This is a genomic window from Microbacterium sp. C7(2022), assembly GCF_028823665.1.
Classification (GTDB): Bacteria; Actinomycetota; Actinomycetes; order Actinomycetales; family Microbacteriaceae; genus Microbacterium.
The window spans coordinates 1-23,499 of record NZ_JAPEHV010000005.1 but is presented as its reverse complement, the minus strand read 5'-3'; the positions used below and the strand labels follow the sequence as shown (position 1 = coordinate 23,499).

Genomic DNA, 23,499 nt, shown 5'->3' with positions numbered 1-23,499 from the left:
CCTCGCCGTCTCTTTTCGGTCACTGTCCACTCTCCGCTCTGCGTCGCACCTCGCTCCGCGTCGCTTCTCTTCGCAACCGGGGTCGGCCCCGGCACACCATGAGCGTCCAAGTCCGCGGTTGTACGGTACGGAACGTTACCTTACGATACAGGCATGAGTCCAGGTAGTGATTCGGGGCCGACGCGCCGGTACGCCGACATCGTGCGGGCGGCTCAGGAGGTGTTCCTGAGCGAGGGCTTCGCCGCCGCCAGCATCGACAGCATCGTGGCGAGAGCGAGCGTCTCGAAGCAGTCCATCTATCGGGTCTTCGGTGACAAGCGAGGGCTGTTCGTGGCCGTTCTCTCGGCGAGGGTTGACGAAGCAGGCGATGCCGTAGCCGAACATGTCAGCCGTCTCCAGGTCTCCGGCGATCTAGCCGGCGACCTGCTCGCACTCGGTCGCGCTCAACTCCGGCTCGTGCTGACGCCAGAGTTGATGCGGCTGAGGCGAACGGTGATCGCGGAAGCCGAGCGGTTCCCCGATCTCGCAGCAACGTTCTTCGAGCGTGGCGCAGAGCGCACCATCGAGGTACTGAAGGATCTCTTCACCAGATGGTCGAACACGGGCGAGGTTGCGATGGACGATCCCGCACTCGCTGCCACCCGATTCAACTGGTTGCTGATGGCTGATCCGGTAAACCGTGCCATGTTCACCGGCTTGGATCACTCCCCCGATGACGTGCAGATCGACCAGTGGGCCGCCCAAGCCGTCGAGGCGTTCCTGGCGATCTACCCGGTCCAGCCCGGCGTAGCACCATAGTCACGGGAGCATCGGGGTCCAGAGCGCCGCGCTCGATGAGGAGGTTCGCGCAGGCGGCCACCGCACCCTTGGTCGCGGAGAAGATGCATTGCACATTGTCTGCACTGCGCCCGGCGCGCAGGTCGACAACGCGTTCGTTGTCGACATAGACGCAACAGTCGGCCGAGTCGGTGCCGTCGGCGATCACCTCTCGGAATCTCTCCAAGACCAGCTCGTAGCCCGTGGCTACTCGGCCATGAACGACTGGACGCATGACTACCTCCTATCCGTCAGCGGATTCGCTACTTGCGCCTGATGCGACCGGCACCTCGCCTCCGCCGCCGAGCAGGCCAACGCCTTCCTCAGCAAGTCGTCCCGTTCGACGACCAAGTCGACGGCGGCGAAGCGGCGTCAGGAGCGCGGGCTGTGACTGCTCGGGCAGGCCGGAGCCGGTCTCGATCCGGCTTCTGGTCCCCTTTTGGTCCCCTTATCCACAGGGAGCAGCCGATCCGGGGCGCGATCGCGGTCGAGCGCGACGCTTCGAGCAACCGGGGGGGACCAGAGGGGGACCACGCCCGGACATGACAAAGCCCTGGTGAGATTTGCAGTCTCACCAGGGCTTTTACGTCGGGATGACAGGATTTGAACCTGCGACCCCCTGACCCCCAGTCAGGTGCGCTACCAAGCTGCGCCACATCCCGTGATGTGAATATTTAGTTGTAGAGGTGGCGCTGAGGGGGCAAACCCCCTTGACCCCCAGTCAAGTGCGCTACCAAGCTGCGCCACATCCCGCCGCCCGGACCTAGATCCGGGCAACTCGACTATCCTACCCGCTCCGGCGAGTGCTCGCGAACCACCAGCGCGAACGCGTTGCGAGCGTCGGATGCCACGACTACCGTCACGTCCATGATCGACATCATCGCGGCCAGCGCCGACCGCTTCGACGATATCCAGCACGCGCTCGACGGCGGCGGGGACGGGCGCAGCTGCCAGTGCCAATGGTGGACGCTCACCAACACGCAGTTCAACACGACGACGGCAGACGAACGCCGCGCGATCTTTGCGCACGAGGTCGCATCCGCCACTCCCGGTCTCATCGCCTACGTCGACGGCGAACCCGCCGGCTGGGTTCGCATCGGCCCCCGCACAGCCCAACAGCGACTCTCCCGCACACGCGCATTCCACGACGCCACCCCGCCCTGGGAAGACGACACCGTGTGGGCCGTGACCTGCTTCGTGGTCCGCCGCGAACATCGCAACACCGGCCTGAACGCACGCCTGCTCGCCAGCACCATCGAGTTCGCCCGCGACAACGGGGCGCGCGTGATCGAGGCGTACCCGATCGACCCGAACGCCGGCAAGAAACTCACCGCCAACAATCTGTTCACCGGAGTTCTTTCGACGTTCGAGGCGGCCGGCTTCGCAGAGATCGCACGCCCCGCTCCCCACCGGGCCATCGTCAACCTGAGCCTCGCATGAGCCACCCAACGACCGTGAAGCCCCGACTCCTCGTGGCGTTCGCTCCGTTCGCCATCGTCTCGTTCGTCCACATCCTCGCGAGGGCCCTCGACAGCGACGCCGTCAGCACCCCCACCAAACTGCTCCTCATGCCCGCCCTCGCCTTCGGCGTCTGGTGGGCATCGCGAGCACACGGCTGGGCGCGCACGCACACTCTGCTCACGCTCGCGATCTTCTTCTCGTGGCTCGGCGATGAGGCCGCCCTGTTCTTCCCCTTCGCACCCACCCTGCCACTGATGCTGCTCTTCTTCGGAGCCGCCCACCTGGTCTATATCTGGCTGTTCCAGCGCCGCGCAGCACTGCGCCCACAGCCGGGGTGGTCGGCCCTCTACCTGCTCTGGTGGGGCGCGCTCCTCGTCCCCCTCTGGCCGCACCTGGGTTCCCTCTCCATCGCCGTCGCCGTCTACGGACTCGTCCTCGTCGGCACCGCCGCCAGCGCGACACGCTGCCACCCGATGACCGCCTGGGGCGGCCTGCTCTTCCTCACATCCGACTCGATCCTGGCCTTCCGCATCTTCCTTCCCGACGCCATGCCGCACTGGACCGACCCCGCCGTCATGCTCACCTATTGCGCCGGTCAGGGCCTCATCGCCGCAGGGGTGGTGATCAGCTCCCGCGGCACGGCCGATATGAAAAACTGAACGGATGACGGATGCCACTGCCCGCGTCGACGCATGGTTGTGGGCGGTGCGCGTCTACAAGACGCGCACCCTCGCCACCGCCGCATGCCGCGCTGGGCATGTACGCGTCAACGGCGAGAAGGCCAAGGCAGCCCAGGCTGTGCGACCGGGCGATGAACTACGCGTCCGCATCAACGGATTCGACCGGATCCTCGTTGTCGTGCAGCCCATCACCAAGCGCGTGGGCGCGGCGCTCGTCGCAGCATCCGTCGACGACCGCACTCCCCCGCCGCCGCCTCGTGAGTTGACCGCGTTCGTCCCCGTCCGCGACCGCGGTGCCGGGCGGCCGACCAAGCGCGAGCGCCGCGACATCGACAAACTCCGCGGCCGCTCCGACCACTGACCGCCGACCACTGACCGCACCGGGCGCTACGCCTCGAGCAACTCCCGAAGCCACCGCGCTCCGCGCACGCCGGCACCCAGCGCCTCGACGCGAGTCGCAAGCTCGCGGTCACTGGTCACCACCGTCACGGTGTCACCGGCATCGAGACGGCGCGCCACCTCGGCGACGATCTCGTCATCACCCGATCCCGCCGCAGACACCACATGCACGTCGCCGCCGGCATACCCCCGGCCGGCCGTGCGCGAGGCGGCAGCTCGCACATCACGCGCCTGCCCCTCCACGACAACGCTCCACCGCGGAAACCACGTTCCACCCGCCAGGCCGAGGGCCGCGGCATCCACTCCCCACTCCACGAGCGCGTCCATTCGCTCGAGCCAGCGAGACGCGGCGCCCGCGCGATCCTTCCACCACCCGTCAGGCACCGACCCCATGACATTCGCCATGTCGACCACTACCGCCGGGGTCACCGAGAGCATCGAACGCAACGCGGGCCACGCAGCCGCGAACCCCGGGTGTAACGGGTACGAGTCCACGTCATCGATCGGCACCCACGTCAGCTCGTAGCTCTCGGGGTCGCTGATCACGGGATCGAACGGCACCATGACATCGGCGACGACCGTGGCGTACGACCAGAAACCCAGGTCGAGCACACTCACCACACGCGGCGTCGTCGCGGCATCCGGAACTCCTGCCTCTTCCTGCGCTTCGCGCAACGCTCCAGCGATCGCCGACTCGCCCTCGTGCCGCGCGCCACCGGGCAGCGCCCACGTTCCGCCGAAGTGACTCCACGACACCCGGTGCTGCAGCAATACTCCGCGCGCGGGGTCCACGGCCAGCAGGCCGGCCGCGCCGAAGCGCCCCCAGTAACGTTCACCGCTCGGCGCGATCACCCACGCATCCCCGGCGTCGCGGGGGCCGTGCGGGCGGCGCGGCTCTGAAGCCCCGGGCGGTTCGATCGTCACGCTGCCAGCCTTTCACACCCCCATGCCACCGGGTCGCGATCGGCACGATCGGTGCTGCGACCATCCGCGCCAGAATGACAGCCATGACCTACACGCTGAGCGATGATCCGAGCAGACTGCAACGCGACGTGATCTGGTCGTGGCTGTCGGCCGAGGCGTACTGGGGTCGCTGGCGCACTCGCGCCGACGTCGACGCGCAGATCGACGGTGCGTGGCGCGTCGTCGGTGCATATCGGGACGACACCGGCGAGCTCGTCGGCTTCGCCCGCGCGGTCTCGGACGGCGTCGCGTTCGCCTTTCTCGCCGATGTGTTCGTGATCGGCGAGCACCGAGGCCACGGGCTCAGCAAACGCATGATGCGGATGATGATCGACGACGGACCCGGAAGAGACTTTCGATGGATGCTGGTGACCGACGATGCGCATGGGCTCTACGAGCAGTTCGGATTCGCCGAGCCGGACCGCATGGTGATGGTGCGCGCCAGCCGCCAGGGCCGCTGATCGCCCGATACGACGAAGCCGCCGGCTCCCGAAGGATGTCCGGCGGCTTCGATCGTGTGTCTGATCAGCGCTGGCGCTTCTCGCGCACACGCATGTTGATGACGATCGGCGTTCCCTCGAAGCTGTACAGCTCGCGCAGGCGGCGCTGGATGAACCGGCGGTAGCCCGGGTCGAGGAAGCCTGTCGTGAAGAGCACGAATGTCGGCGGGCGCGTCGATGCCTGGGTGCCGAACAGGATGCGCGGCTGCTTGCCCCCGCGCAGCGGGTGCGGGTGCTCGGCGACGAGCTCCGACAGGAACGCGTTGAACTTTCCGGTCGGAATGCGGCGATCCCACGACTCCAGAGCGGTCTCGAGCGCCGGGACGAGCTTTTCGAGGTGACGCCCGGTGCGCGCCGAAATGTTCACACGCGGTGCCCATGCGACGTGCGCGAGGTCTTGTTCGATCTCACGCTCGAGGTAGCGGCGACGCTCTGCGTCTTCGTACTCGGGCGTGTTCAGCAGATCCCACTTGTTGTAGGCGAGGACGAGCGCGCGGCCCGATTCGAGCACCAGGTCGATGATGCGCACGTCCTGCTCGCTGATCGGCTGGCTGACATCGATCACGACGACAGCGACTTCGGCCTTTTCGAGAGCAGCCGAGGTGCGCAGCGACGCGTAGAAGTCGGCACCCTGCTGCAGGTGCACGCGGCGACGAATACCGGCGGTGTCGACGAATCGCCAGAGCTTGCCGCCCACATCGACGATCTCGTCGACCGGGTCGCGTGTGGTTCCGGCCAAATCGTTGACGACGACGCGCTCTTCGCCCGCCGCCTTGTTCAACAGCGACGACTTTCCGACGTTGGGGCGACCGAGAATCGCCACGCGACGCGGCCCACCGATCTCGTGCTTAGCCACCGCCGACACATCGGGCAGCACCTTCATGATCTCGTCGAGCAGGTCAGCGACACCGCGACCGTGGATCGCCGAGACCGGGTGAGGCGTGCCGAGGCCCAGCCCCCACAGCGCCGCAGCCTCGGGCTCCTGGCGCGAGTCGTCGATCTTGTTGGCGACGAGGAAGACCGGCTTGCCACTCTTGCGCAGCAAGCGCACGACCTGCTCATCGGTCGACGTGGCGCCCACCATGGCATCCACCACGAACAGCACGACGTCGCAGAGGTCGATCGCGACCTCAGCCTGGGCCGCGACCGACGCGTCAATGCCGCGCGCGTCAGGCTCCCACCCGCCGGTGTCGACGAGCGAGAACCGTCGGTCCATCCACTCGGCCTTGTAGGTGACACGGTCACGGGTCACCCCGGGGGTGTCTTCGACCACGGCCTCACGGCGACCGAGGATGCGGTTCACCAGCGCCGACTTGCCGACGTTCGGGCGCCCCACGATGGCGACCACCGGCAGCGCCGGGAGGTACTCGATGCCGTCTTCGCCGCGCACGAGGCCTTCGAGCAGCTCGGCGTCTTCGTCGTCGAGATCGTACTCTTCCAGCCCGACGCGAAGGGCCGCGGCGCGCTTGTCGGCGAGGTCGTCGTCGATCTGCGACAGGTTCTCGGCGAGGTGGTCGTCGCCGCCGTCGAATTCTTCGGTGTGTTCGTCAGCTGCCATGAACGGCTCCCGTCTGGGTGGGCACAGATGTGCGGATCACGTCGAGGACGGCGTCCACGGTCTGATCGAAGCCGAGGTGGGTCGAGTCGACGACCTCAACGCCGGGGGCGGCGGTAAGAAAGTCCACCACTGCCGAGTCCGACGCGTCGCGCTTGTGCAGCGCGGCCGCCACGGTCGCGGCATCCTGCGTCGTCACTTCGGCACTGCGTCGCGCAGCGCGCACCTCGGGCGCGGCGGTCAAGAGAATGCGCACGGGCGCGTCGGGGGCGACCACCGTGGTGATGTCTCGCCCTTCGACGACGACACCGGGACGGCCAGAGGATGCCACGAGGGCACGGAACATGTTGTTCACCGCTTCGCGCACGACCGGTACGCGCGCCACACCGCTCACGGCGTCGCTCACGCGCGTCTCGCGAATCGCGTCGGTAACGTCGGTGCTGCCCACGCGCACCCAGTACTCGTCGGGGTCGAGCGAGATGGCGTAGTCGAACGAACTGGCGACGTCGAGGACGGATGCCGAGTCAGACGTGTCGGCGTCGTGCTCGAGCGCGTGCCATGCGAGCGCGCGATATGCGGCTCCGGTGTCGAGGTACCCGAATCCGAGGCGCCGTGCGACCTGCTTTGAGACGCTGGACTTGCCGCTTCCGGCGGGGCCGTCGATGGCGACGATGATCGGGTCAGTCATTGGTGGTGCTCGCAATCTTCCAGCCTCGCGACTCGAGGCCGTCTACAGCGCGTCGTACCGCGGTGGGCACAACACTGATTTCGGCCAAGCCGAATTGAGCGCCCGGAGAATGCTCCAGACGCAGGTCTTCCACGTTCACATCAAGCTCGCCCAGTTCGCCGAAGAGTCGGCCCAACTGGCCCGGCGTGTCGTCGACCATGACGACCACCTGCTCGAAACGGCGGTTCTGGCCGTGCTTCCCGGGGAGGCGCTCGACGCCGTCGTTGCCCCGACGAATCGTGTCGGCGACCGCCCGGCGCGCGCCGGGCTCATCGGGTGCGCGCAGCGCATCGGCGACCGACGAGAGGTCAGCGGCGAGCGCGTCGAGCACTTCGACCACGGGCGCGGCGTTCGCGCCGAGAATCTGCACCCATAGTTCGGGGGCGGATGCCGCGATGCGCGTCGTGTCGCGTACACCTTGCCCCGCCAAGCGCAGGGAGCCATCGGCGGCGTCGACGAATCGGCCCGCGAGGAGGCTCGCCACCAACTGCGGAACGTGCGAGACCAGCGCAACCGCGCGGTCGTGCTCTTCGGGCGACATCTCGATAGGCGTGGCGCCGAGATCCAGCGCCAGCCCTTCGACGAGTGCGAGGTCAGCCGCCGGGGTCTCACCGTCGCGGCACACGACCCAGGGCCGCCCGACGAAGATGTCGGCACGCGCCGAGATGGCTCCGCCGCGCTCGCGCCCTGCGAGAGGATGCGAGCCGATGTAATGCGTGAGGTCGACCCCCCGTGCGCGCAACTCATGCAGCGGCTCGAGTTTGACGCTCGCGACATCGGTGACGACGGCGTCCGGGTACCGCGAGAGTTCGCGCTCGATCACGTCGGCGGTGACATCGGGCGGCACCGCCACCACGATGAGGGTCGGTGCGTCGTCGTCCGCCGCCTGTCGGCCTGCGCCGTAGTCGATGGCGAGCCGCAGTTGCGACGGCGATGCGTCTTCGAGGGCGACATCGACGCCGAGTGCGCGCAGCGCGTGACCGATGCTCGACCCGAGCAGTCCCGCGCCGACGATGCGCACGGTGCCGGTCACGCGCGCGGCGGGGCGCGCGCGCACGGCTGTCGCGGTCGAATCGGTCACTTAGGTCTCCTGGTCCCCCGGGGTCCCCTCCGTCGCGCGGCGCGCGAGAGTGAGCAGATCGCCCCGCTCCACTTTAGTCAACTCCCGCGTCTTCCCCGCTGGCAACGTTCCCAGGTGCAGCGGACCGAACTGGCGACGCACCAAGTCGATGACCGGATGCCCGACGGTCGCCATCATGCGGCGAACGATGCGGTTGCGCCCCGAGTGCAGGGTCAGCTCGACCAGCGACCCACCACCCTCGGCCGAGCTCGACAGCAGACGCGCCTTGTCGGCGGCGATGTACCCGTCCTCGAGCTCGATCCCTCGCGTGAGCTTCTGGATCGTCTGCGGGGTGACGGTTCCTTCGACCTTGGCGATGTACACCTTCGTCACCCCGAACGACGGGTGGGCGAGAATGTGCGCCAGTTCACCGTCGTTGGTGAGGACGAGCAGACCGCTGGTCTCGGCATCCAATCGACCGACGTTGTACAACCGCTCGTCGAACTCGCGCGTGAAGCGGCGCAGATCGGGGCGTCCGCGATCGTCCTTCATCGAGCTGACGACGCCCGTCGGCTTGTTGAGCATGACGTAGCGCTTCGACTGGTCGAACTGCACGGCGGTGCCGTCGACATCGACCAGATCGACGTCGGTGTTCACGCGCGAGCCCAGTTCGGTCACGACCACGCCGTTTACGCGCACGCGCCCGGCGACGATCATGTCTTCGGCCACGCGGCGCGAGGCCACCCCCGCGTTCGCGAGCGCCTTCTGCAACCGCACGGTCTCGGTGGCATCGCCCGTCGATGGATCGGTCATCGGTGGATCTCCTCTGCGAATCCGTCGGCGCCGTCATCGAGCAGCGGCGAGATATGGGGCAGCTCATCGAGCGAGTTGATGCCCAAGTGGGTCAGCAGCGCATCGGTGGTGCCGTAGTTGATCGCGCCGGTCTCGGCGTCGGCGAACAGTTCGGTGATGAGCCCCCGGGCAACAAGAGTGCGCACGACCGAGTCGACGTTGACGGCGCGAATGGATGCCACTTGGCTGCGCGTGACCGGTTGCTTGTACGCGATCACGGCAAGCGTCTCGAGCGCTGCCTGCGACAAACGCGACGGCGCCTGCTGGTTGACGAACTCGCTGACGAGGTCGTCGTAGTCTTCGCGGACGTACAGGCGCCAGCCGCCGCCCACCTCTCGCAGTTCGAACCCTCGCACCGGACCGCCAGCCGCGCCGTCGTAATCGGCGACCAGGTCATCGATCGCCTGCTTCACCGTAGGCACCGGTGCGTTGACGGCGGCGGCGAGGGCCACCACGCTCTGCGGATCTTCGACGATCAGCAGGATCGCCTCGAGGCGGCGAGCCACCCGCTCGGGGGTCAGGTCATCATCGGTCATAGTCGGCTCCCAACGTCGCCAAGTTCTCGTCGCTCCACCGCTGCGCGCTCCACCGAAGCGTCAGTTCACCGAGCGGCTCGAGCTGCTCGAACGACAGGGCCGCATGCCGGTAGAGCTCGAGCACAGAGATGAACCGGGCCACCACGACTCCGGTCTGGCTGACACCGGCCACGAGCTCACGGAACGACAAGGTTCCGGCATCCCGCAACAGCGTCACCACGATCGCGGCCTGTTCGCGGATGCTTACGAGTGGCGCGTGCAGGTGATCGAGGCCGACATGAGGAATCTCTTTCGGCGTCATCGCCAGCAACGCCAGCGCGCCGAAGTCATCGGCGCTGAGCGTCCACTTGAGCTCGGGAACCGCATTGCGGTACTTCGCGTCGAGCCGCACGGCGCGCGCGTGCCGGCGCTCTTCGCGCTGCAGGCACCGCGAGAACCACACCGAAACCTCTTTGAACGCCCGATACTGCAGCAGGCGAGCGAACAGCAGGTCACGTGCTTCGAGGAGCGCCACCGACTCGGCATCCACCAACTCCCCCTGCGGCAGCAACCCGGCGACCTTCATGTCGAGCAGAGTCGCGGCCACGACCAGGAACTGCGAGGCCTCGTCGAGCTCTTCGTCGGGGCCGAGCTGGCGCAGGTACGCGATGAACTCGTCGGTCACCTTCGACAGTGAGACCTCTGTGATGTCGAGTTCGTGCTTCGAGATGAGGCTGAGCAAGAGGTCGAACGGCCCGTCGAACACGCCGAGCGTGACGCGGAAGCCGCTGTCCTCGAGCGGCGCCGCTGTGCCCTCCGGGGCCGACGCAGTGTCGTCAGGCGACGGCGCCACGCGCGACCAGCTCCCGCGCCAGTCGCAGGTATGCCTGGGCGGCAGCGTGCTCCGGCGCAAACTCGATGATCGGCATGCCCGACACCGACGCGTCGGGGAACTTCACCGTGCGGCCGATCACCGTCTCGAGCACGTCGTCGCCGAACGCGTCGACCACACGCTCGAGCACCTCACGCGAGTGCAAGGTGCGGGCGTCGTACATCGTGGCGAGCACGCCGTCGAGGGTGATCGTGGGGTTCAGCCGGTCGCGCACCTTGTCGATGGTCTCGATGAGCATCGCAACACCGCGCAGCGCGAAGAACTCGCACTCGAGCGGAATCACCACGCCATGACTGGCAGTCAGCGCATTGACGGTCAGCAACCCGAGCGACGGCTGGCAGTCGATCAGGATCACGTCGTAGTCGCCGGTCACCTTCAACAGCGCGCGCGACAGCGTCTGCTCGCGCGCCACCTCGTTGACGAGGTGCACCTCGGCGGCCGACAGGTCGATGTTCGCGGGGATGACGTCGAGGTTCTCCACTCGCGATTTCACGATGGCATCACGCGGGTCGCGCTTCGAGTCGACGAGCAGGTCGTAGATCGTCGGAATCTCGTGGGTCTGGATGCCGAGCCCGGCAGACAATGCGCCTTGCGGGTCGAAGTCCACCGCGAGCACCTTGCGCCCGTAGTTGGCGAGAGAGGCGGCCAGGTTGATGGTCGTCGTCGTCTTTCCGACACCGCCCTTCTGGTTGCACAACGCAATGATGCGGGCGGGGCCGTGCCGGTCGAGCTTCGTCGGGGTCGGGAAGCCCTGATAGGGGCGACCCGTCGGACCCATCGGGGTGTCACCGGTTGGGGTCGTCTTCGCGCCCTGCTTACTGCCCGCCACGAACTCTCCTGCCTTCACGTCGTTCGCTCGATTCTAGCCACGCCGCGCCGGTTCCCCGCGAGGCGGCGCGGGGACGTGCACAACCGGGAAGTCACCGCGCGCGCGGATGCGACGTCGCATAGACATCGCGCAGCGCATCGATGCTCACGTGCGTGTAGATCTGCGTCGTCGCCACCGACGCGTGACCGAGGAGCTCCTGCACCACACGCACGTCCGCACCGCCCTGCAGCAAGTGCGTAGCAAACGAGTGCCGCAGCGTGTGCGGGGACACATGGGCGCTGAGCTTCGCCCGCTCGGCGATGGCCTGGATCAACAGCCACGCGCTCTGTCTCGACAGCGGGGCGCCACGGGCCCCGAGAAACAGGCGCGGCGTCGCGCGCCCACGGGCGGCGAGCGCCGGCCGCGCGCGCGTGAGGTAGGCATCCAGCGCCGCGCGCGCGAACGATCCGACCGGCACGAGTCGCTCTTTCGAGCCCTTGCCTCGCACCCGCAGCACGTCGGTGTCGATCACGTCATCGACGTCGAGCTGCACGATCTCCGACACGCGCGCCCCGGTGGCGTAGAGCAGCTCGAGCAGAGCGCGGTCGCGGATCGCCGTGAGCGAGGCGGCTTCGACCGCGTCGGGCGCCGGGCCCGCGGCATCCAACAGTGATTCGACCTGCGCAATCGTGAGCGCCTTCGGCAACGAAGCGGGCTGCTTCGGCGGGCGCAGACGCCCCGCAGGATCGTGATCGGTGACTGCTTCACGCACGAGAAAGCGGTGCAGCCCGCGCACCGACGACTGCAATCGTGCGAGGGAAGATGCCGCGGGTGCGGGCTGCGCCGACGCGCGTTCTGCCGCGAATTCTGACACCAACGCATCGGTGACGCCCTCGACGTCGTCGACATCATGGTCGTGCAGCCAACGAACGTAGCCGGTCAGGTCACGTCGATACGCCTCGACCGTGTGCGAGGACAGACCGCGTTCGATCGAGATGTGACGCAGGTATGCGTCCACCGCTCGATCGAGCTTCATTCCGTGCCGACACCCACCGGTCGCGTGCGACGCTCCCACGATTCGTCGGGCGCGCCGAGGCTCACCCAGCCGTCCCGGCGAGACGCGTGCGCGGCGAGGACGCCGACCACCAGCGACGGGTTCTGCACGCGACGTGCGAGGATCGCCTCCACGACCTCGTCGAGCGGAACCCACTTCACCTCGATGTCGGCCTCTTCATCTTCCCGCGCGAAGGTCTCACTCGCCGGCGACAGGCCGCGGGCCAAGTAGATGCGGATCGCCTCGTCGCTCCCGCCCGGTGTCGTGTAGAACTCCGCGAGCACGTTCCACCGGTCGGCGACCAGGTCGGCCTCTTCGGCGAGTTCGCGCCGCGCGCTGTCGAGCGGGTTCTCACCGGCGATGTCCAACAGGCCGGCCGGGATCTCCCAGTCGCGCACGCGCACGGGGTGCCGGTACTGCTTGATCAGCAGCACGCGATCCTCATCGTCGAGCGCGAGCACGGCGACCGCCCCGGTGTGATCCATGTACTCGCGCACGATGGTGTCACCGTTGTAGGTCACCTCATCGCGGCGGATGTTCCACACGCGACCCTCGTACACCGTCTCTGAGCGGGCGACCTCGGCGCTCACCGGGTCGTCGGTCAGGAGGCCCTGCGACACGCGCGCTTCAGTCATTCTCGACGTCGAACAGTTCGCTCGAGCGGTGACGCTCGAGAGCGGCGCCGATCAGTCCGCGGAACAACGGGTGCGGGTCGGTCGGGCGTGAGCGCAGTTCGGGGTGCGCCTGCGTGGCGATGTAGAACGGGTGTTCATCGCGCGGCAACTCGACGTACTCGACAAGATCGAGCTCGGGGTTGAGGCCCGAGAAGACCATGCCCGCCTCGGCGATCTGGTCGCGGTAGCGGTTGTTCACCTCGTAGCGGTGACGGTGACGCTCCTGCGACGTGTTCGAGCCGTACAGCTCTGCCGCGAGAGACCCTTCGGCGAGCGCGGCCTCGTACAGGCCCAGGCGCATCGTTCCGCCCAGATCGCCGCTTTCGAGGATGTCGACCTGCTCAGCCATCGTCGCAATGACCGGGAACTCGGTGTCTGGGTCGAATTCGCTCGAAGATGCTCCCGCAAGCCCCGCCTTGTTGCGCGCATACTCGATCACCATGCACTGCATGCCCAGGCAGATTCCGAGCGTGGGGATGCCCTGCTCGCGCGCGAACTTCAGCGCACCCAGCTTGCCCTCGATGCCGCGGATGCCGAATCCGCCGGGGACGATGATGCCGTCCACGGCGCTCAGTGCCTTGGCGGCACCCTCGGGCGTCTCGCACGTGTCCGAAGGAATCCAGGTGATCGCCACCTTGGTCTCCTGCGCGAACCCGCCGGCCTTGAGTGCCTCGGTGACCGACAGGTACGCGTCGGGCAGGTCAATGTACTTGCCGACGAGGCCGATCGTCACGTCGTGCTTGGGGTTGTGCACCGCCTCGAGAACACGCTGCCAGCGCGACCAGTCGACGTCCTTGGCCTTTTCGAGCCCGAGCGCGCGCACGATGTACTCGTCGAGGCCCTGCTGGTTGATCATCGTCGGAATGTCGTAGATGCTCGCCGCGTCGGTCGCGTTGACGACCGCGTCTTCGTCGACGTCACACATCAGCGCGATCTTGCGCTTGTTCGACTCGGTGACGGGGCGGTCGCTGCGCAGCACGAGCGCGTCGGGCTGGATGCCGATCGAGCGCAGCGTCGCGACGGAGTGCTGCGTCGGCTTGGTCTTCTGCTCACCCGAGGCGCCCATATACGGCACGAGGGACACGTGCACGAAGAACACGTTGCCGCGGCCGAGTTCGTGACGAATCTGGCGCGCCGACTCGATGAACGGCTGCGACTCGATGTCACCGACGGTGCCACCGATTTCGGTGATGATGACGTCGGGCTTCGGTGTCTCGTCGGCCTGCAGGCGCATGCGACGCTTGATCTCGTCCGAGATGTGCGGAATCACCTGCACGGTGTCGCCCAGGTACTCGCCGCGGCGCTCCTTGGCGATCACCTGCGAGTAGATCTGGCCCGTGGTGACGTTCGCGGCCTGGCTCAGCTCGATGTCGAGGAAGCGTTCGTAGTGCCCGATGTCGAGATCGGTCTCGGCACCATCGTCGGTGACAAAGACCTCACCGTGCTGGAACGGGTTCATGGTGCCCGGGTCGACGTTGAGGTACGGGTCGAGCTTTTGCATGACCACGCGCAGTCCGCGCGCCGTCAGGAGGTTGCCGAGGCTCGCGGCCGTCAGGCCCTTACCCAACGAAGAAACGACACCCCCGGTCACGAAGATGTGCTTGGTGGTGTCGCTCAGTGGTCCCGCTGCAGAAGTGTCCGTCACGGGCTTCGATCCTATCCCACGTCTCAGCGTGAACGCTGAGGATTCCGGCGCCGAGTCGAGATGAGTACGACGATGGATGCCACGATACTCACCACAAGCAGGGTCATGGCAAGCATGAACTCGGGCTCGTCTCCTTGTTGCGTCAGGGTCGCCCAGAACAGCGTCACCACTTGCGCCGCCGTGAACCAGGGCGGAATCCAGCGGATGCTGTCACGCAGCAATCCGCTCTGCGCAACGGCCGCGGGGCGGACGCGCTGGATGAGCACACCCAGTGCGGCGAACCCGATCGCGCCGATGCCGAGAGTCAGCGGAAGCCACACGGGCATCGTGTCGATGAAGGCGAATCCGAACCATTCGACGATCCCTCCCCCGGTGAATGTGCCCGAGACGAACTGCATCTGGAACCCGAGGAACGTGTTGTCGTCAAGCCAGTCGTGGTCTTCTTCGGTCGCCCGCTCTTCGGTGAAGACCACCTGATCTCCCGCGGTGCGCACCGTGTCGAACTCGCGAACCCGCACGCCGTCGTCGTTGTACAGCGTGTAGTCGAGGGGGCCGCTGTCGCCGATCATCGCGTCCGCAAGGGCTGTGGGGACGGTCAGCTGCGCCCGCACCCGCTCGACATCGTCATCAACGCCAGACCACGCGAACGACCATCCCGGGTTCAGCGCGGCCCATCGCACCTGATCGCGTCGCTCGCCACCGTCGACGGTCGTCCCGACGGCATCCGCGATCCGGTAATTGATCACGACGGTGTGCTCGCCCGGCCACTCATCGGGGATCTGCGTCTGCAGCAGCGCCTGCCCTTGCATCCGACTCTGCGTGTAGGGAACGTCGGCGCCGTCGACGGTCACACCGGTGACAGTCAGCCCCGTGTCGTGGCCGTCCACGCGATCCTGCCATTGCCGCAGCACTTGGGGCACCTCGCGGAACCCCGACCCGACGTTCACCTCGAGCGTCTCGGTGACGGTGATCGAGACGGAGGAATCGGATGCCACGTCCGCCATGGCTTGCGCGTCGAACGTGTGCACGAACATGCCGTAGTCGCCGGGCAGGTCACCGGAGTACACCGCGTCTTCGTCGCGATACGTGGTGCTGGCAGGAACCCAGATCGCCACGGCGATCGCGGCGACCAGCGCCAGAACCGACATGCCGCGCACCGCGAGGCGGCCAGCGGTGAGGAACTGGGGATCGTGCGAGACCTCGCGCGCGAGCCCGTTTTCTTTGATCAGCCGCGCGACCGTGCGCTTGGCGCGCCGGCGGGGAGCGAACATCACGATGTACGGCAGCAGCGGGTCACGCAAGGTGGTGCGCTCGATCGCTTGCGTCTGCTCGAGGTATAGCTCAAGCCCCATGAGATGTTCGCGCGCGAACACACCCGGTCTGGTGAGGGGCCGTGCACTGAGCGCGATCACGAGCACCACGGCGGCGAGCGCGGAGGACGCGAACACAATGACAACCGGCCACCAGTACTCGGTGAGCGAGAACTGGTACGACAACTGCCGCACGAGTCCCCACTGCACGAGCGTGAGCGCGAGCGATGCGCCGATGAACATGTCGCGCACGAACCCGCGCGGTACGCGGCGCAACCCGCGCCGGAACTGCTCCGCCCACTCAGCCGCTCCCAGGTAGCGGCCCCAGGCCAGCGGGATGTTGCCGACCCGATTGAAGCGGCGCGCCTCGCGCACCAGCCCACGTCGTGCCGAGCCCGTCTTCGGATGCCGGCGATACTCTTCGAGCGCCCTCATGAGGGGCGCGGCCAGCGGCGCGCGCCACAACCGCGCCGCCAGCGGCACCGAGACGTCCGGCTCCGGCGCGTACTGCGAAACAAACCACGCCCTGCCCCGCGCGTCGCTCCACGCGACGGCCCGCGCGGCGAGCGCGAAAAGCAGTGCCACGCCCAGCAGGATCAGGGGCGCGAACGGGCCGATCACCTGCACCCAATAGATCCACGACTCCGGCGGCATCGTGAACGTGCCGTCGGCAAAATGCATCGTGAACCAGAACTGCGAGTACGGCGGCATGTTCTGGTCGTTCGTGACCACGTACGTGACGGATGCCGCAGTCTCGCTGTCGGGCTCCAGCGTTTGGGTGTCACCGATCAACAACCACGCGAGCGACGCCGTCGGCTGACGAGTCATCGCATCGTCGAGGTCGCGCGGGAGCGTAATCGACAGAGACTTCTCCGCGATGCCTTGCGCCCATCCCCCGCCGAGCACATCCCACTCGAGCAGATCGTCGGTCAGCCGTGTGGAATCGTCGTACGCCCGGTAGGCGACATCGCTCAACGTGTAGGTCAAGACCACCGTGTACTCGCGCGTGCCCGTGTCCCCCACCGGCACGACGAAAGTGGTCGTGGTGGGCCGTGTGACGATGCCCGGCGTGACGGCCGCGCCATCAACGGTCGCCGCGGTGAGGGTGGGCTGCAGGTCGTGCCCCTCGTATTGACTTGAGATCACACGGGCAATCGGCTCGGGTTCGACGCCGTCCGGGAACAGAGCGTCGATCGTCTCGACCACCTCGACCTGCATGCGACCCTCGTCGTCACGACTGATGGTGTATTCGGCGTCGAACGAGCGCGCGATCCAATCGGATGTCACCTCGGATGCCGCGGTGGTGATGTCTTCCAGGGTCGCCGGCTTGTTGATCACCGGCCCGACAAGCAGAATCGCGCCGATGAGAGCGACGATCACCCATATCGCCGCGGTCGCGCGTCGCACGCGGCGTGAGCCGCGCGAGCGCGCCCATGCCTCCGCCCGGAGCAAACGACGCGACAGCCATGCATACAACGGCGTCGGCTGCGGCCGCTCGATCGGGCGCGCTCCCTCGGGCGGCGCGTCCTGCTCGTTGCCCGGGCGATCGACCGCCATCAGCGGTCGCTGGTGGCCAGGGCGAGCAACTCCCGCGCGTGGGTGAGCGCGGCATCCGAATCTGACAGACCCGACAGTAGGCGCGCCATCTCGGCTTCGCGCTCGTCGCCGTCCAGGCGTCGCACGCTCGACGCCGTCACCGACCCGTCACTTTCTTTCACGACCGACAGGTGATTCCCGGCGAAGGCGGCCACCTGCGCGAGGTGCGTGACGGCGATCACCTGGGATGATTCGGCCAGCCGCGCCAGGCGCCGGCCCACTTCGATCGCGGCTGCGCCACCGATTCCGGCATCCACCTCATCGAAGACGAACGTGGGAACGGGGTCGACAGCGGCGATCACCACCTCGATCGCCAGCATCACACGGCTGAGTTCGCCGCCCGACGCACCGCGCGATACCGGCCGCGGCTCGGCGCCCGGATGCGGCGCGAGAAGGATCGCGACGTCGTCGCGGCCCGAAGCCGACTCTGCACCGGGCGACACGGTCACCTCGATGCGGGCATCCGGCATCGCGAGCGCGCGCAATTCTTCGCTCACCGCGGCGCCCAACCGGCCCGCCGCTTCGGTGCGCGCCTGCGTCAGTGCGTGTGCGGCGTCGTCGAGAGTGGATGCCGCCGCCTCGGCTTCGGCCGTCAACCGCACAATCCGGTCGTCGTCGTCATCGAGTTCCATCAGCCGCGCCGAACCCGTGTCGAGCAGCGCGATCGCGGCACCCAACGAACCATGGGTGCGGACGAGGCCCGCGAGGAGCGCGCGGCGCTCATCGACAGCCGCGAGTTCATGGGGGCCCGAGTCGTCGAGATCTGCGAGATAGCCAGCAAGGGCTGCCGCAAGGTCGGTTGCCCGGTACCCGATATCGGCCGCCTGCGCGGCGAAGTCGGTGAGCGTCGCGTCGCGGTCACCCGAGCGCTCAAGCGCGCGACGCGCGTCTGCGGCGAGCGAGATGACATCGGGCAGGTTCGGATCGCCCGACAGCGCATCGTGGGCGAGCGCCGCCGCGGCGCGCAGTTCTTCGACGTGCGACAGTCGCTCCGCGCGTTTCGCGAGCTCGTCGTCCTCCCCCGCGGTCGGGGCAACCGATTCGATCTCGCTGATCTCCTCGCGCAGCTTCTGCGCCTCGGCCGCGCGGGCGTCTCGATCAGTCGTCAGCTTGTCGAGCTCATTCGCCAGAGCGCGATGCGTCTCGTACGCCGCGCGATACTGCGTCGCCGCGCGAGCCACGTCGTCGCCACCGAAACGGTCGAGGGCGTCGCGCTGCGCGGTCGCGGACTTCAAACGCAGCTGGTCGGACTGGCCGTGCACGACGACGAGTTCGTCCGCGAGGTCGGCGAGCACGCCGGCGGGCGCCGAACGACCGCCGACCGACGCGCGGCTGCGTCCCTCCGAGGAGATCGACCGCCCCAAGAACAGCTCGGCACGCCCCCCGGGAAGAGGCTCGATATCTCCCCCCGCGTCGCGCACACGCTCGACCACTGGTCCGCTGTCGGGAACATTCCAGACGCCGTCGACCGTCGCCTGCGTCGCACCGGCACGCACAGCTCCGAAGTCGGCGCGCTGCCCGAGCAGCAGCCCGAGGCCCGTGACGACCATGGTCTTTCCCGCGCCCGTCTCGCCGGTAATCGCCGTGAAGCCGGCGCCGATGGGGAGCACGGCCTGCTGGATCACACCGAGGTCACGCAGGCGCATCTCTTCGATCACTGCGGAGCCTCCACCGCGGCGGCCGGACCTCGCCATCCGTCCACGGGCAACTGGAACTTACGCACCAGGCGGTCGGTGAACGATGCGGGGTGCAACCGCGCCAGGCGCACCGGAACGTTCGATCGCCCGACGACGACACGGGCTCCGGGCGGGAGATCATGCGAACGTCGTCCGTCGCACCACAGCACGCCGGTCCCATCGGTGCGTTCGAGCACATCGATCGACACCGTGTGCTCGGGCCCGACGACGAGCGGGCGTGCAAACAGCGCGTGCGCCGAGAGGGGAACGACCGAGATCGCTTCAACCGTCGGCCAGATTACCGGCCCGCCGGCGGAGAAGTTGTAGGCGGTAGACCCGGTGGGCGTCGAGATGACCACACCATCGCAACCGAACGACGACAGCGGTCGCCCATCGACGCCGACCACCACTTCGAGCATCCGCTCACGGCTCGCCTTCTCGACCGTGGCCTCGTTGAGTGCCCACGTCGAGTAGATCGTCGCGTCTGCGGCATCCCGCACTTCCACATGCAGGGCGAGCCGCTCCTCGACCTCATAGTCGCGGGCGATCACGCGCCGAACGGCATCGTCCATGTCGTCGCGTTCGATCTCAGCCAAGAAACCGACGTGCCCCATATTGATGCCCAGCACCGGCGCGGTGCCGTTTCGCACGAGCTCGGCCGCGCGCAGAATCGTGCCATCGCCGCCGAGCACGACCGCCAACTCGATGTCGGCGATGTCGACGTCATCGAGCGTGGCGACGTCAGCCAAGCTCGGCCGCACCTCGGCAAGCTCGTTGCGATCGTCAGCGATGACCGGACGCGCGCCCGCTGCTCGCAACGCGGTCACCACGCGTTCGGCGGCGTCGACCGTGTCGACCCGCTGCGCATGCGCAACCACCAGGATGTTGCGCGTCGCGTTCGGTGCGGCGTTGTTCATGTGCTCCCCGCCAGTCGGTTCACGGTGCTCAACCATTCTGTCGGATTCGATCCGCCTCCCGGCACGAAGTGGGCGATGAACTCCGCATTTCCGTGAGTACCCACGATTGGGGAGGAGACGATGCCCGCCGTGCCCATCCCGACATCCCATGCGCGCCACAGCACGGTGGCCACGGCATCCGCACGCAAGACCGGGTTCGTCACCAGACCACCCTTGACCGCCGTGCGTCCGACCTCGAACTGCGGCTTGATCAGCAGCACGAGCTCGCCACCCTGTGCGACGACATCTCGCGCTGCCGGGAGGACATGCCCCAACGAAATGAACGAAAGATCACCAGTGATCACCTCGGGTGCGACCTCGACGCCGCTGGCCTCGGCAAGCGACGCGCGCGTCATGTAACGCACGTTGAAACCTTCGACAGCGCGCACTCCGGGATCGGATGCCACGTCGGCGGCCATTTGGCCATGACCCACGTCGACGGCGATGACCGGATCAGCACCGCGTTCCCGCAGCACCTGGGTGAATCCGCCCGTCGACGCACCCATGTCGAGAGCCACGCGCCCTGACACGTCGACCCCGAACGCGTCGAGTCCGGCGATGAGCTTGTGGGCTGCCCTGCTGACGTAATGGTCGGATGCCGCGACCGCGATGTCGGCGTCGTCAGCGACCTGCGCCGAAGCCTTCACAACAACGCGCCCATCCACGCTCACGACCCCCTGTGCGATCAGGGATGCCGCGACCGTGCGCGATCGCGCGAGACCCCGCGCCGCGAGGGCGGCATCGAGGCGCGTCGTCACGGTGTGCCCGTAGGCCCAGACTCGAGGGTCTGGGCGAGGGCATCGTGAATCGACTCGTAGGCAGCCGCACGCGTGGCAAGCGGCTGGGCCTCGATGACTTCGAGTTTGCTCAGCAGGTCACTCGACGCGGAGGGATTGCGCTCGTCCATTCCCCCAGGATACGCAGGGCAACGGCGAGCGACCGGATGTCACGGCCGATGGAACGGATCCGCGTACAGCTCCTCAGGGACGCGGAACCCGAAAATCGCGCGGCCCGTCGACCAGATCGCTGCCGCGCCCGCGCGCAGCAGATCGATAGGGCGGTCACCGGGCGAGACGATGCGCACGTCCGGGCCGTCAATCGCGACTCGTGCGCCGCGGACGGTCGCAACACCGTTCTCGACGATGACACGAGGGTACGGCTCGTGCAGTTCGCGAAGATCACCCAGGATGAACCGCGGTTGCGAGTCTGGTGATGCCGCGAGTACGTGCTTAGGCCGGTCAATTCCGGTCAGCACCAGCGCCGAGGCGATACCGGCGCGATTTGCGCCGAGGATGTCAGTGTCGAGGCGGTCACCGAGAAAGAGCGGTTGCTGAGCGCCGAACCGTGCCACCGCTTCTTCGAAGATCGGCACCTCAGGTTTACCCGCGACGGTCGCCAAGCGACCGATGGCGGTGTGCACGGCGGAGACGAGTGTGCCGTTCCCGGGCGCGACACCCCGCGACTGCGGGATCGTCCAGTCGGTGTTAGTCGCGATCCAGGGGATGCCGCCTTCTTCTTCGGGCAGTTTGAGCGCGAAGGCAGCTTCAGCGAGTTGTGTCCAGCCGACCTCGGGAGCAAATCCCTGCACGACGGCTGCGGGTGTGTCGTCGGCGCTGCGTGTGACGACGAATCCCGCCTTCTCGACCTCGACAACGAGTCCTTCGCCACCGACGACGAGGATGGTCGAGCCCGGAGCAACGCGCTGGGCGAGGAGCCGCATGGCCGCCTGCGGACTGGTGACGACTTCGTGTGCGGCCGTCGGGAGACCGAGCTCCGTCAGGTGCGATGCCACGGACGCGTCTGTCCGCGAAGCGTTGTTCGTGATGTACCCGAGCGTCCGGTCTTCCCGCGCACGGGTAACACTGTCGACGGCGTGAGGGATCGGACCTGCTCCGGCATAGACCACACCGTCGAGGTCTGCGAGCACAGTGTCGACACCATCGAGGGGCGTGGGTTCTGCGGCGCGGCGGCTGAAGAGCGGCATCAGTCGGCGCGCTCGACGTCGTCAGCTACAGGCGTACCCTCGTCGGCGCGGGCAACCGCTTCGACGTCGACGATATCGATGGCCGCGGTCTCGATGCTCATCACCTCGATCGTCTCCTGGTCACCGCCGGCAGCGTCCAGCGCGTCTGCCGCAACTTCTGCACGGTGGTGCCACTGGTCGGCCAGTTCGGATTGGCCCAGCTCCTCGTGAACAGTCGCGCGGGCGGAGAACAGCGCGGGTGACCATTCAAACGCACGAGTGGGGTCGAGCTCGGGAATGTCGAGTTCGCGAAGCGCCTGTGCGGCGTTCCCCTGATCGAGGTGGGCACCCGACATCGCGATCGCCAGCTGGACGCGCGCGTCTGTCGGAAGAGAGGCACGGTTGACCGCGCGACCGGTCTCGAGCGCCTTGTCAGGGCGACCGATCCCACGCTCGCTGTCGACCATAAGCGCCGCATGGTCCTCACGACCCGTGATGCGCCGGTGAGTGCGCAATTCACGAAGCGCCAGCGCAAAGTCACCTGTTGCGTATGCGGTGATGGCGAGAGTCTCATGGGTCACGCCAATCCGACCGGCCCGGCGCGATGCCGCAAGCGCGTGCTGGTGCGCAAGCTCGGGGTCCGAGTCGATCAGGCGCGCAGCCATCGCGAGGTGGCGCGCGACGCCATCGGCGTTGTCCTTGCTGAGCGTCTTGAGCTCGTTGCGAGCGGCGGGGTGCAAGTCGCGGGCTGTGATCTCTTCGGGAATCTCCGGAGCATCGAAGCGCGGACGCATGGGACGAATCTCGCCCTCGCGCATTTGTCGGTCAGGACGGCCGGCGCCGCCGCGAGTCGGCCGCGGTCCGCGGTCACCGTCGCGCTTGGCGTACGGCTTCCGATCACCGTCACGCTTCTCGTACGGTTTGCGGTCGCCATCACGCTTGGCGTACGGCTTCCGATCACCATCATGCTTGTCGTACGGTTTGCGATCACCGTCACGCTTGGCGTACGGCTTCCGATCACCATCACGCTTCTCGTACGGCTTCCGATCACCATCACGCTTCTCGTACGGCTTCCGGTCGCCGTCACGCTTCTCGTAAGGCTTCCGGTCGCCGTCGCGCTTGGCGTACGGCTTACGTGAACCGCCGTGCGGCGTGGAGCGCTGCCCATCGCGCGGAGGGCGTGAACTGCGGGATGGATCGCGGTCGGGTACGTCGGACGTGTTGTCGGCCATGATCTGATCCTCCCGCTACCCGCTACGTGCGGGCAATCACTGTGCAGCCCACGTTGTGCGTGGGTGTGTTGTTAACGCGAAATGGCCACCCAACGTTGGGTGGCCATTTCGTTTAAAGGAAGTCCGGCGGTGTCCTACTCTCCCACAGGGTCCCCCCTGCAGTAC

At 67.4% G+C, this 23,499-nt stretch carries 24 protein-coding genes and 1 tRNA gene; 5 read left to right on the top strand and 20 right to left on the bottom strand.

The annotated features are described in order from the left end of the window. Positions 1-153 precede the first annotated feature (153 nt). Positions 154-798 carry a TetR/AcrR family transcriptional regulator gene (locus tag ON062_RS08460; protein WP_274646701.1) on the top strand — a complete coding sequence of 215 codons (645 nt, stop codon included), beginning with the start codon at positions 154-156 and terminating at the stop codon, positions 796-798. Here ON062_RS08460 and ON062_RS13970 read toward each other — a convergent pair. Both ON062_RS13970 and ON062_RS08455 read right to left on the bottom strand, forming a co-directional pair. Continuing rightward, the gene (locus ON062_RS13970; RefSeq protein ID WP_368859978.1) at positions 689-1,051 is read right to left on the bottom strand and encodes a serine hydrolase; all 363 of its coding nucleotides are present in this window, start codon (positions 1,049-1,051) and stop codon (positions 689-691) included. The two genes, ON062_RS08460 and ON062_RS13970, sit on opposite strands and share 110 nt — an antisense overlap. Positions 1,052-1,404: 353 nt before the next feature. Next, positions 1,405-1,478, bottom strand: a tRNA-Pro gene (locus ON062_RS08455). A 205-nt stretch (positions 1,479-1,683) separates the two neighbouring features. Here ON062_RS08455 and ON062_RS08450 point away from each other — a divergent pair. The 3 genes from ON062_RS08450 to ON062_RS08440 are packed head-to-tail and all read left to right on the top strand — an operon-like array spanning position 1,684 to position 3,318. Then, entirely contained in the window at positions 1,684-2,256 is a 573-nt protein-coding gene (locus ON062_RS08450; RefSeq protein ID WP_274646700.1) for a GNAT family N-acetyltransferase, read from the top strand. Continuing rightward, entirely contained in the window at positions 2,253-2,936 is a 684-nt protein-coding gene (locus ON062_RS08445; protein WP_274646699.1) for a lysoplasmalogenase, read from the top strand. Before ON062_RS08450 ends, ON062_RS08445 begins: the two co-directional genes overlap by 4 nt. Positions 2,937-2,940: 4 nt before the next feature. Further along, positions 2,941-3,318, top strand: coding sequence for an RNA-binding S4 domain-containing protein (locus ON062_RS08440; protein WP_274646698.1), 378 nt, complete (start codon positions 2,941-2,943; stop codon positions 3,316-3,318). A 26-nt stretch (positions 3,319-3,344) separates the two neighbouring features. Here ON062_RS08440 and ON062_RS08435 read toward each other — a convergent pair whose 3' ends face one another. Continuing rightward, positions 3,345-4,280 carry an NUDIX domain-containing protein gene (locus ON062_RS08435; protein WP_274646697.1) on the bottom strand — a complete coding sequence of 312 codons (936 nt, stop codon included), beginning with the start codon at positions 4,278-4,280 and terminating at the stop codon, positions 3,345-3,347. Positions 4,281-4,363: 83 nt separating this feature from the next. Here ON062_RS08435 and ON062_RS08430 point away from each other — a divergent pair, with 83 nt between their 5' ends. Next, positions 4,364-4,780 carry a GNAT family N-acetyltransferase gene (locus tag ON062_RS08430; RefSeq protein WP_274646696.1) on the top strand — a complete coding sequence of 139 codons (417 nt, stop codon included), beginning with the start codon at positions 4,364-4,366 and terminating at the stop codon, positions 4,778-4,780. Positions 4,781-4,844: 64 nt separating this feature from the next. Here the strand turns inward: ON062_RS08430 and der are convergent, their stop codons facing one another. From der to ON062_RS08345, 17 genes are all read right to left on the bottom strand, one after another. Next, on the bottom strand, positions 4,845-6,377 hold the full coding sequence (gene der, locus ON062_RS08425) for a ribosome biogenesis GTPase Der (protein ID WP_274646695.1): 1,533 nt from the start codon (positions 6,375-6,377) through the stop codon (positions 4,845-4,847). After that, a complete protein-coding gene (gene cmk / locus ON062_RS08420; protein ID WP_274646694.1) occupies positions 6,367-7,062 on the bottom strand; it encodes a (d)CMP kinase in 696 nt (231 codons plus the stop codon). The genes der and cmk overlap by 11 nt, the downstream gene beginning before the upstream one ends. Then, positions 7,055-8,182, bottom strand: a complete 1,128-nt coding sequence (locus ON062_RS08415; RefSeq protein WP_274646693.1) for a prephenate dehydrogenase — start codon at positions 8,180-8,182, stop codon at positions 7,055-7,057. The genes cmk and ON062_RS08415 overlap by 8 nt, the downstream gene beginning before the upstream one ends. After that, positions 8,183-8,974, bottom strand: a complete 792-nt coding sequence (locus ON062_RS08410) for a pseudouridine synthase (protein ID WP_274646692.1) — start codon at positions 8,972-8,974, stop codon at positions 8,183-8,185. Beyond that, complete coding sequence (scpB, locus tag ON062_RS08405) at positions 8,971-9,549, bottom strand: SMC-Scp complex subunit ScpB (RefSeq protein WP_274646691.1); 579 nt, start codon at positions 9,547-9,549, stop codon at positions 8,971-8,973. Before scpB ends, ON062_RS08410 begins: the two co-directional genes overlap by 4 nt. Further along, positions 9,539-10,381, bottom strand: coding sequence for a ScpA family protein (locus tag ON062_RS08400; RefSeq protein ID WP_274646690.1), 843 nt, complete (start codon positions 10,379-10,381; stop codon positions 9,539-9,541). The genes scpB and ON062_RS08400 overlap by 11 nt, the downstream gene beginning before the upstream one ends. Then, positions 10,365-11,198 carry a ParA family protein gene (locus ON062_RS08395; RefSeq protein WP_274647043.1) on the bottom strand — a complete coding sequence of 278 codons (834 nt, stop codon included), beginning with the start codon at positions 11,196-11,198 and terminating at the stop codon, positions 10,365-10,367. Before ON062_RS08395 ends, ON062_RS08400 begins: the two co-directional genes overlap by 17 nt. Positions 11,199-11,340: 142 nt before the next feature. After that, positions 11,341-12,264 (bottom strand): site-specific tyrosine recombinase XerD, encoded by a 924-nt coding sequence (xerD, locus tag ON062_RS08390; protein WP_274646689.1) that lies wholly within the window; start codon positions 12,262-12,264, stop codon positions 11,341-11,343. After that, complete coding sequence (locus ON062_RS08385; protein WP_274646688.1) at positions 12,261-12,917, bottom strand: NUDIX hydrolase; 657 nt, start codon at positions 12,915-12,917, stop codon at positions 12,261-12,263. The genes xerD and ON062_RS08385 overlap by 4 nt, the downstream gene beginning before the upstream one ends. Then, a complete protein-coding gene (locus tag ON062_RS08380) occupies positions 12,910-14,601 on the bottom strand; it encodes a CTP synthase (RefSeq protein WP_274646687.1) in 1,692 nt (563 codons plus the stop codon). The genes ON062_RS08385 and ON062_RS08380 overlap by 8 nt, the downstream gene beginning before the upstream one ends. Before the next feature lie 23 nt (positions 14,602-14,624). After that, a complete protein-coding gene (locus ON062_RS08375) occupies positions 14,625-17,468 on the bottom strand; it encodes a DUF2207 domain-containing protein (RefSeq protein WP_274646686.1) in 2,844 nt (947 codons plus the stop codon). After that, a complete protein-coding gene (recN, locus tag ON062_RS08370) occupies positions 17,468-19,165 on the bottom strand; it encodes a DNA repair protein RecN (protein ID WP_274646685.1) in 1,698 nt (565 codons plus the stop codon). Before recN ends, ON062_RS08375 begins: the two co-directional genes overlap by 1 nt. After that, positions 19,162-20,100, bottom strand: a complete 939-nt coding sequence (locus tag ON062_RS08365; RefSeq protein ID WP_274646684.1) for an NAD kinase — start codon at positions 20,098-20,100, stop codon at positions 19,162-19,164. The genes recN and ON062_RS08365 overlap by 4 nt, the downstream gene beginning before the upstream one ends. After that, entirely contained in the window at positions 20,097-20,897 is an 801-nt protein-coding gene (locus ON062_RS08360) for a TlyA family RNA methyltransferase (protein ID WP_274646683.1), read from the bottom strand. The genes ON062_RS08365 and ON062_RS08360 overlap by 4 nt, the downstream gene beginning before the upstream one ends. Beyond that, complete coding sequence (locus ON062_RS08355; protein ID WP_274646682.1) at positions 20,894-21,046, bottom strand: hypothetical protein; 153 nt, start codon at positions 21,044-21,046, stop codon at positions 20,894-20,896. Before ON062_RS08355 ends, ON062_RS08360 begins: the two co-directional genes overlap by 4 nt. A 39-nt stretch (positions 21,047-21,085) precedes the next feature. After that, the gene (locus ON062_RS08350; RefSeq protein WP_274646681.1) at positions 21,086-22,123 is read right to left on the bottom strand and encodes an HAD-IIA family hydrolase; all 1,038 of its coding nucleotides are present in this window, start codon (positions 22,121-22,123) and stop codon (positions 21,086-21,088) included. Beyond that, positions 22,123-23,334: a hypothetical protein gene (locus ON062_RS08345; RefSeq protein ID WP_274646680.1), complete on the bottom strand. Its 1,212-nt coding sequence runs from the start codon at positions 23,332-23,334 to the stop codon at positions 22,123-22,125. The genes ON062_RS08350 and ON062_RS08345 overlap by 1 nt, the downstream gene beginning before the upstream one ends. Positions 23,335-23,499: the final 165 nt, after the last annotated feature.

Coding starts and splice junctions, on each gene's coding strand:
- ON062_RS08395 (WP_274647043.1), bottom strand. CDS start 11,198: ATGGGTCCGACGGGTCGCCCCTATCAGGGCTTCCCGACCCCGACGAAG.
- ON062_RS08450 (WP_274646700.1), top strand. CDS start 1,684: ATGATCGACATCATCGCGGCCAGCGCCGACCGCTTCGACGATATCCAG.
- ON062_RS08385 (WP_274646688.1), bottom strand. CDS start 12,917: ATGACTGAAGCGCGCGTGTCGCAGGGCCTCCTGACCGACGACCCGGTG.
- ON062_RS08355 (WP_274646682.1), bottom strand. CDS start 21,046: ATGGACGAGCGCAATCCCTCCGCGTCGAGTGACCTGCTGAGCAAACTC.
- ON062_RS08460 (WP_274646701.1), top strand. CDS start 154: ATGAGTCCAGGTAGTGATTCGGGGCCGACGCGCCGGTACGCCGACATC.
- ON062_RS08440 (WP_274646698.1), top strand. CDS start 2,941: ATGACGGATGCCACTGCCCGCGTCGACGCATGGTTGTGGGCGGTGCGC.
- ON062_RS08345 (WP_274646680.1), bottom strand. CDS start 23,334: ATGGCCGACAACACGTCCGACGTACCCGACCGCGATCCATCCCGCAGT.
- ON062_RS08430 (WP_274646696.1), top strand. CDS start 4,364: ATGACCTACACGCTGAGCGATGATCCGAGCAGACTGCAACGCGACGTG.
- scpB (WP_274646691.1), bottom strand. CDS start 9,549: ATGACCGATGATGACCTGACCCCCGAGCGGGTGGCTCGCCGCCTCGAG.
- ON062_RS08410 (WP_274646692.1), bottom strand. CDS start 8,974: ATGACCGATCCATCGACGGGCGATGCCACCGAGACCGTGCGGTTGCAG.
- ON062_RS13970 (WP_368859978.1), bottom strand. CDS start 1,051: ATGCGTCCAGTCGTTCATGGCCGAGTAGCCACGGGCTACGAGCTGGTC.
- ON062_RS08445 (WP_274646699.1), top strand. CDS start 2,253: ATGAGCCACCCAACGACCGTGAAGCCCCGACTCCTCGTGGCGTTCGCT.
- xerD (WP_274646689.1), bottom strand. CDS start 12,264: ATGAAGCTCGATCGAGCGGTGGACGCATACCTGCGTCACATCTCGATC.
- der (WP_274646695.1), bottom strand. CDS start 6,377: ATGGCAGCTGACGAACACACCGAAGAATTCGACGGCGGCGACGACCAC.
- cmk (WP_274646694.1), bottom strand. CDS start 7,062: ATGACTGACCCGATCATCGTCGCCATCGACGGCCCCGCCGGAAGCGGC.
- ON062_RS08365 (WP_274646684.1), bottom strand. CDS start 20,100: ATGAACAACGCCGCACCGAACGCGACGCGCAACATCCTGGTGGTTGCG.
- ON062_RS08375 (WP_274646686.1), bottom strand. CDS start 17,468: ATGGCGGTCGATCGCCCGGGCAACGAGCAGGACGCGCCGCCCGAGGGA.
- ON062_RS08350 (WP_274646681.1), bottom strand. CDS start 22,123: ATGCCGCTCTTCAGCCGCCGCGCCGCAGAACCCACGCCCCTCGATGGT.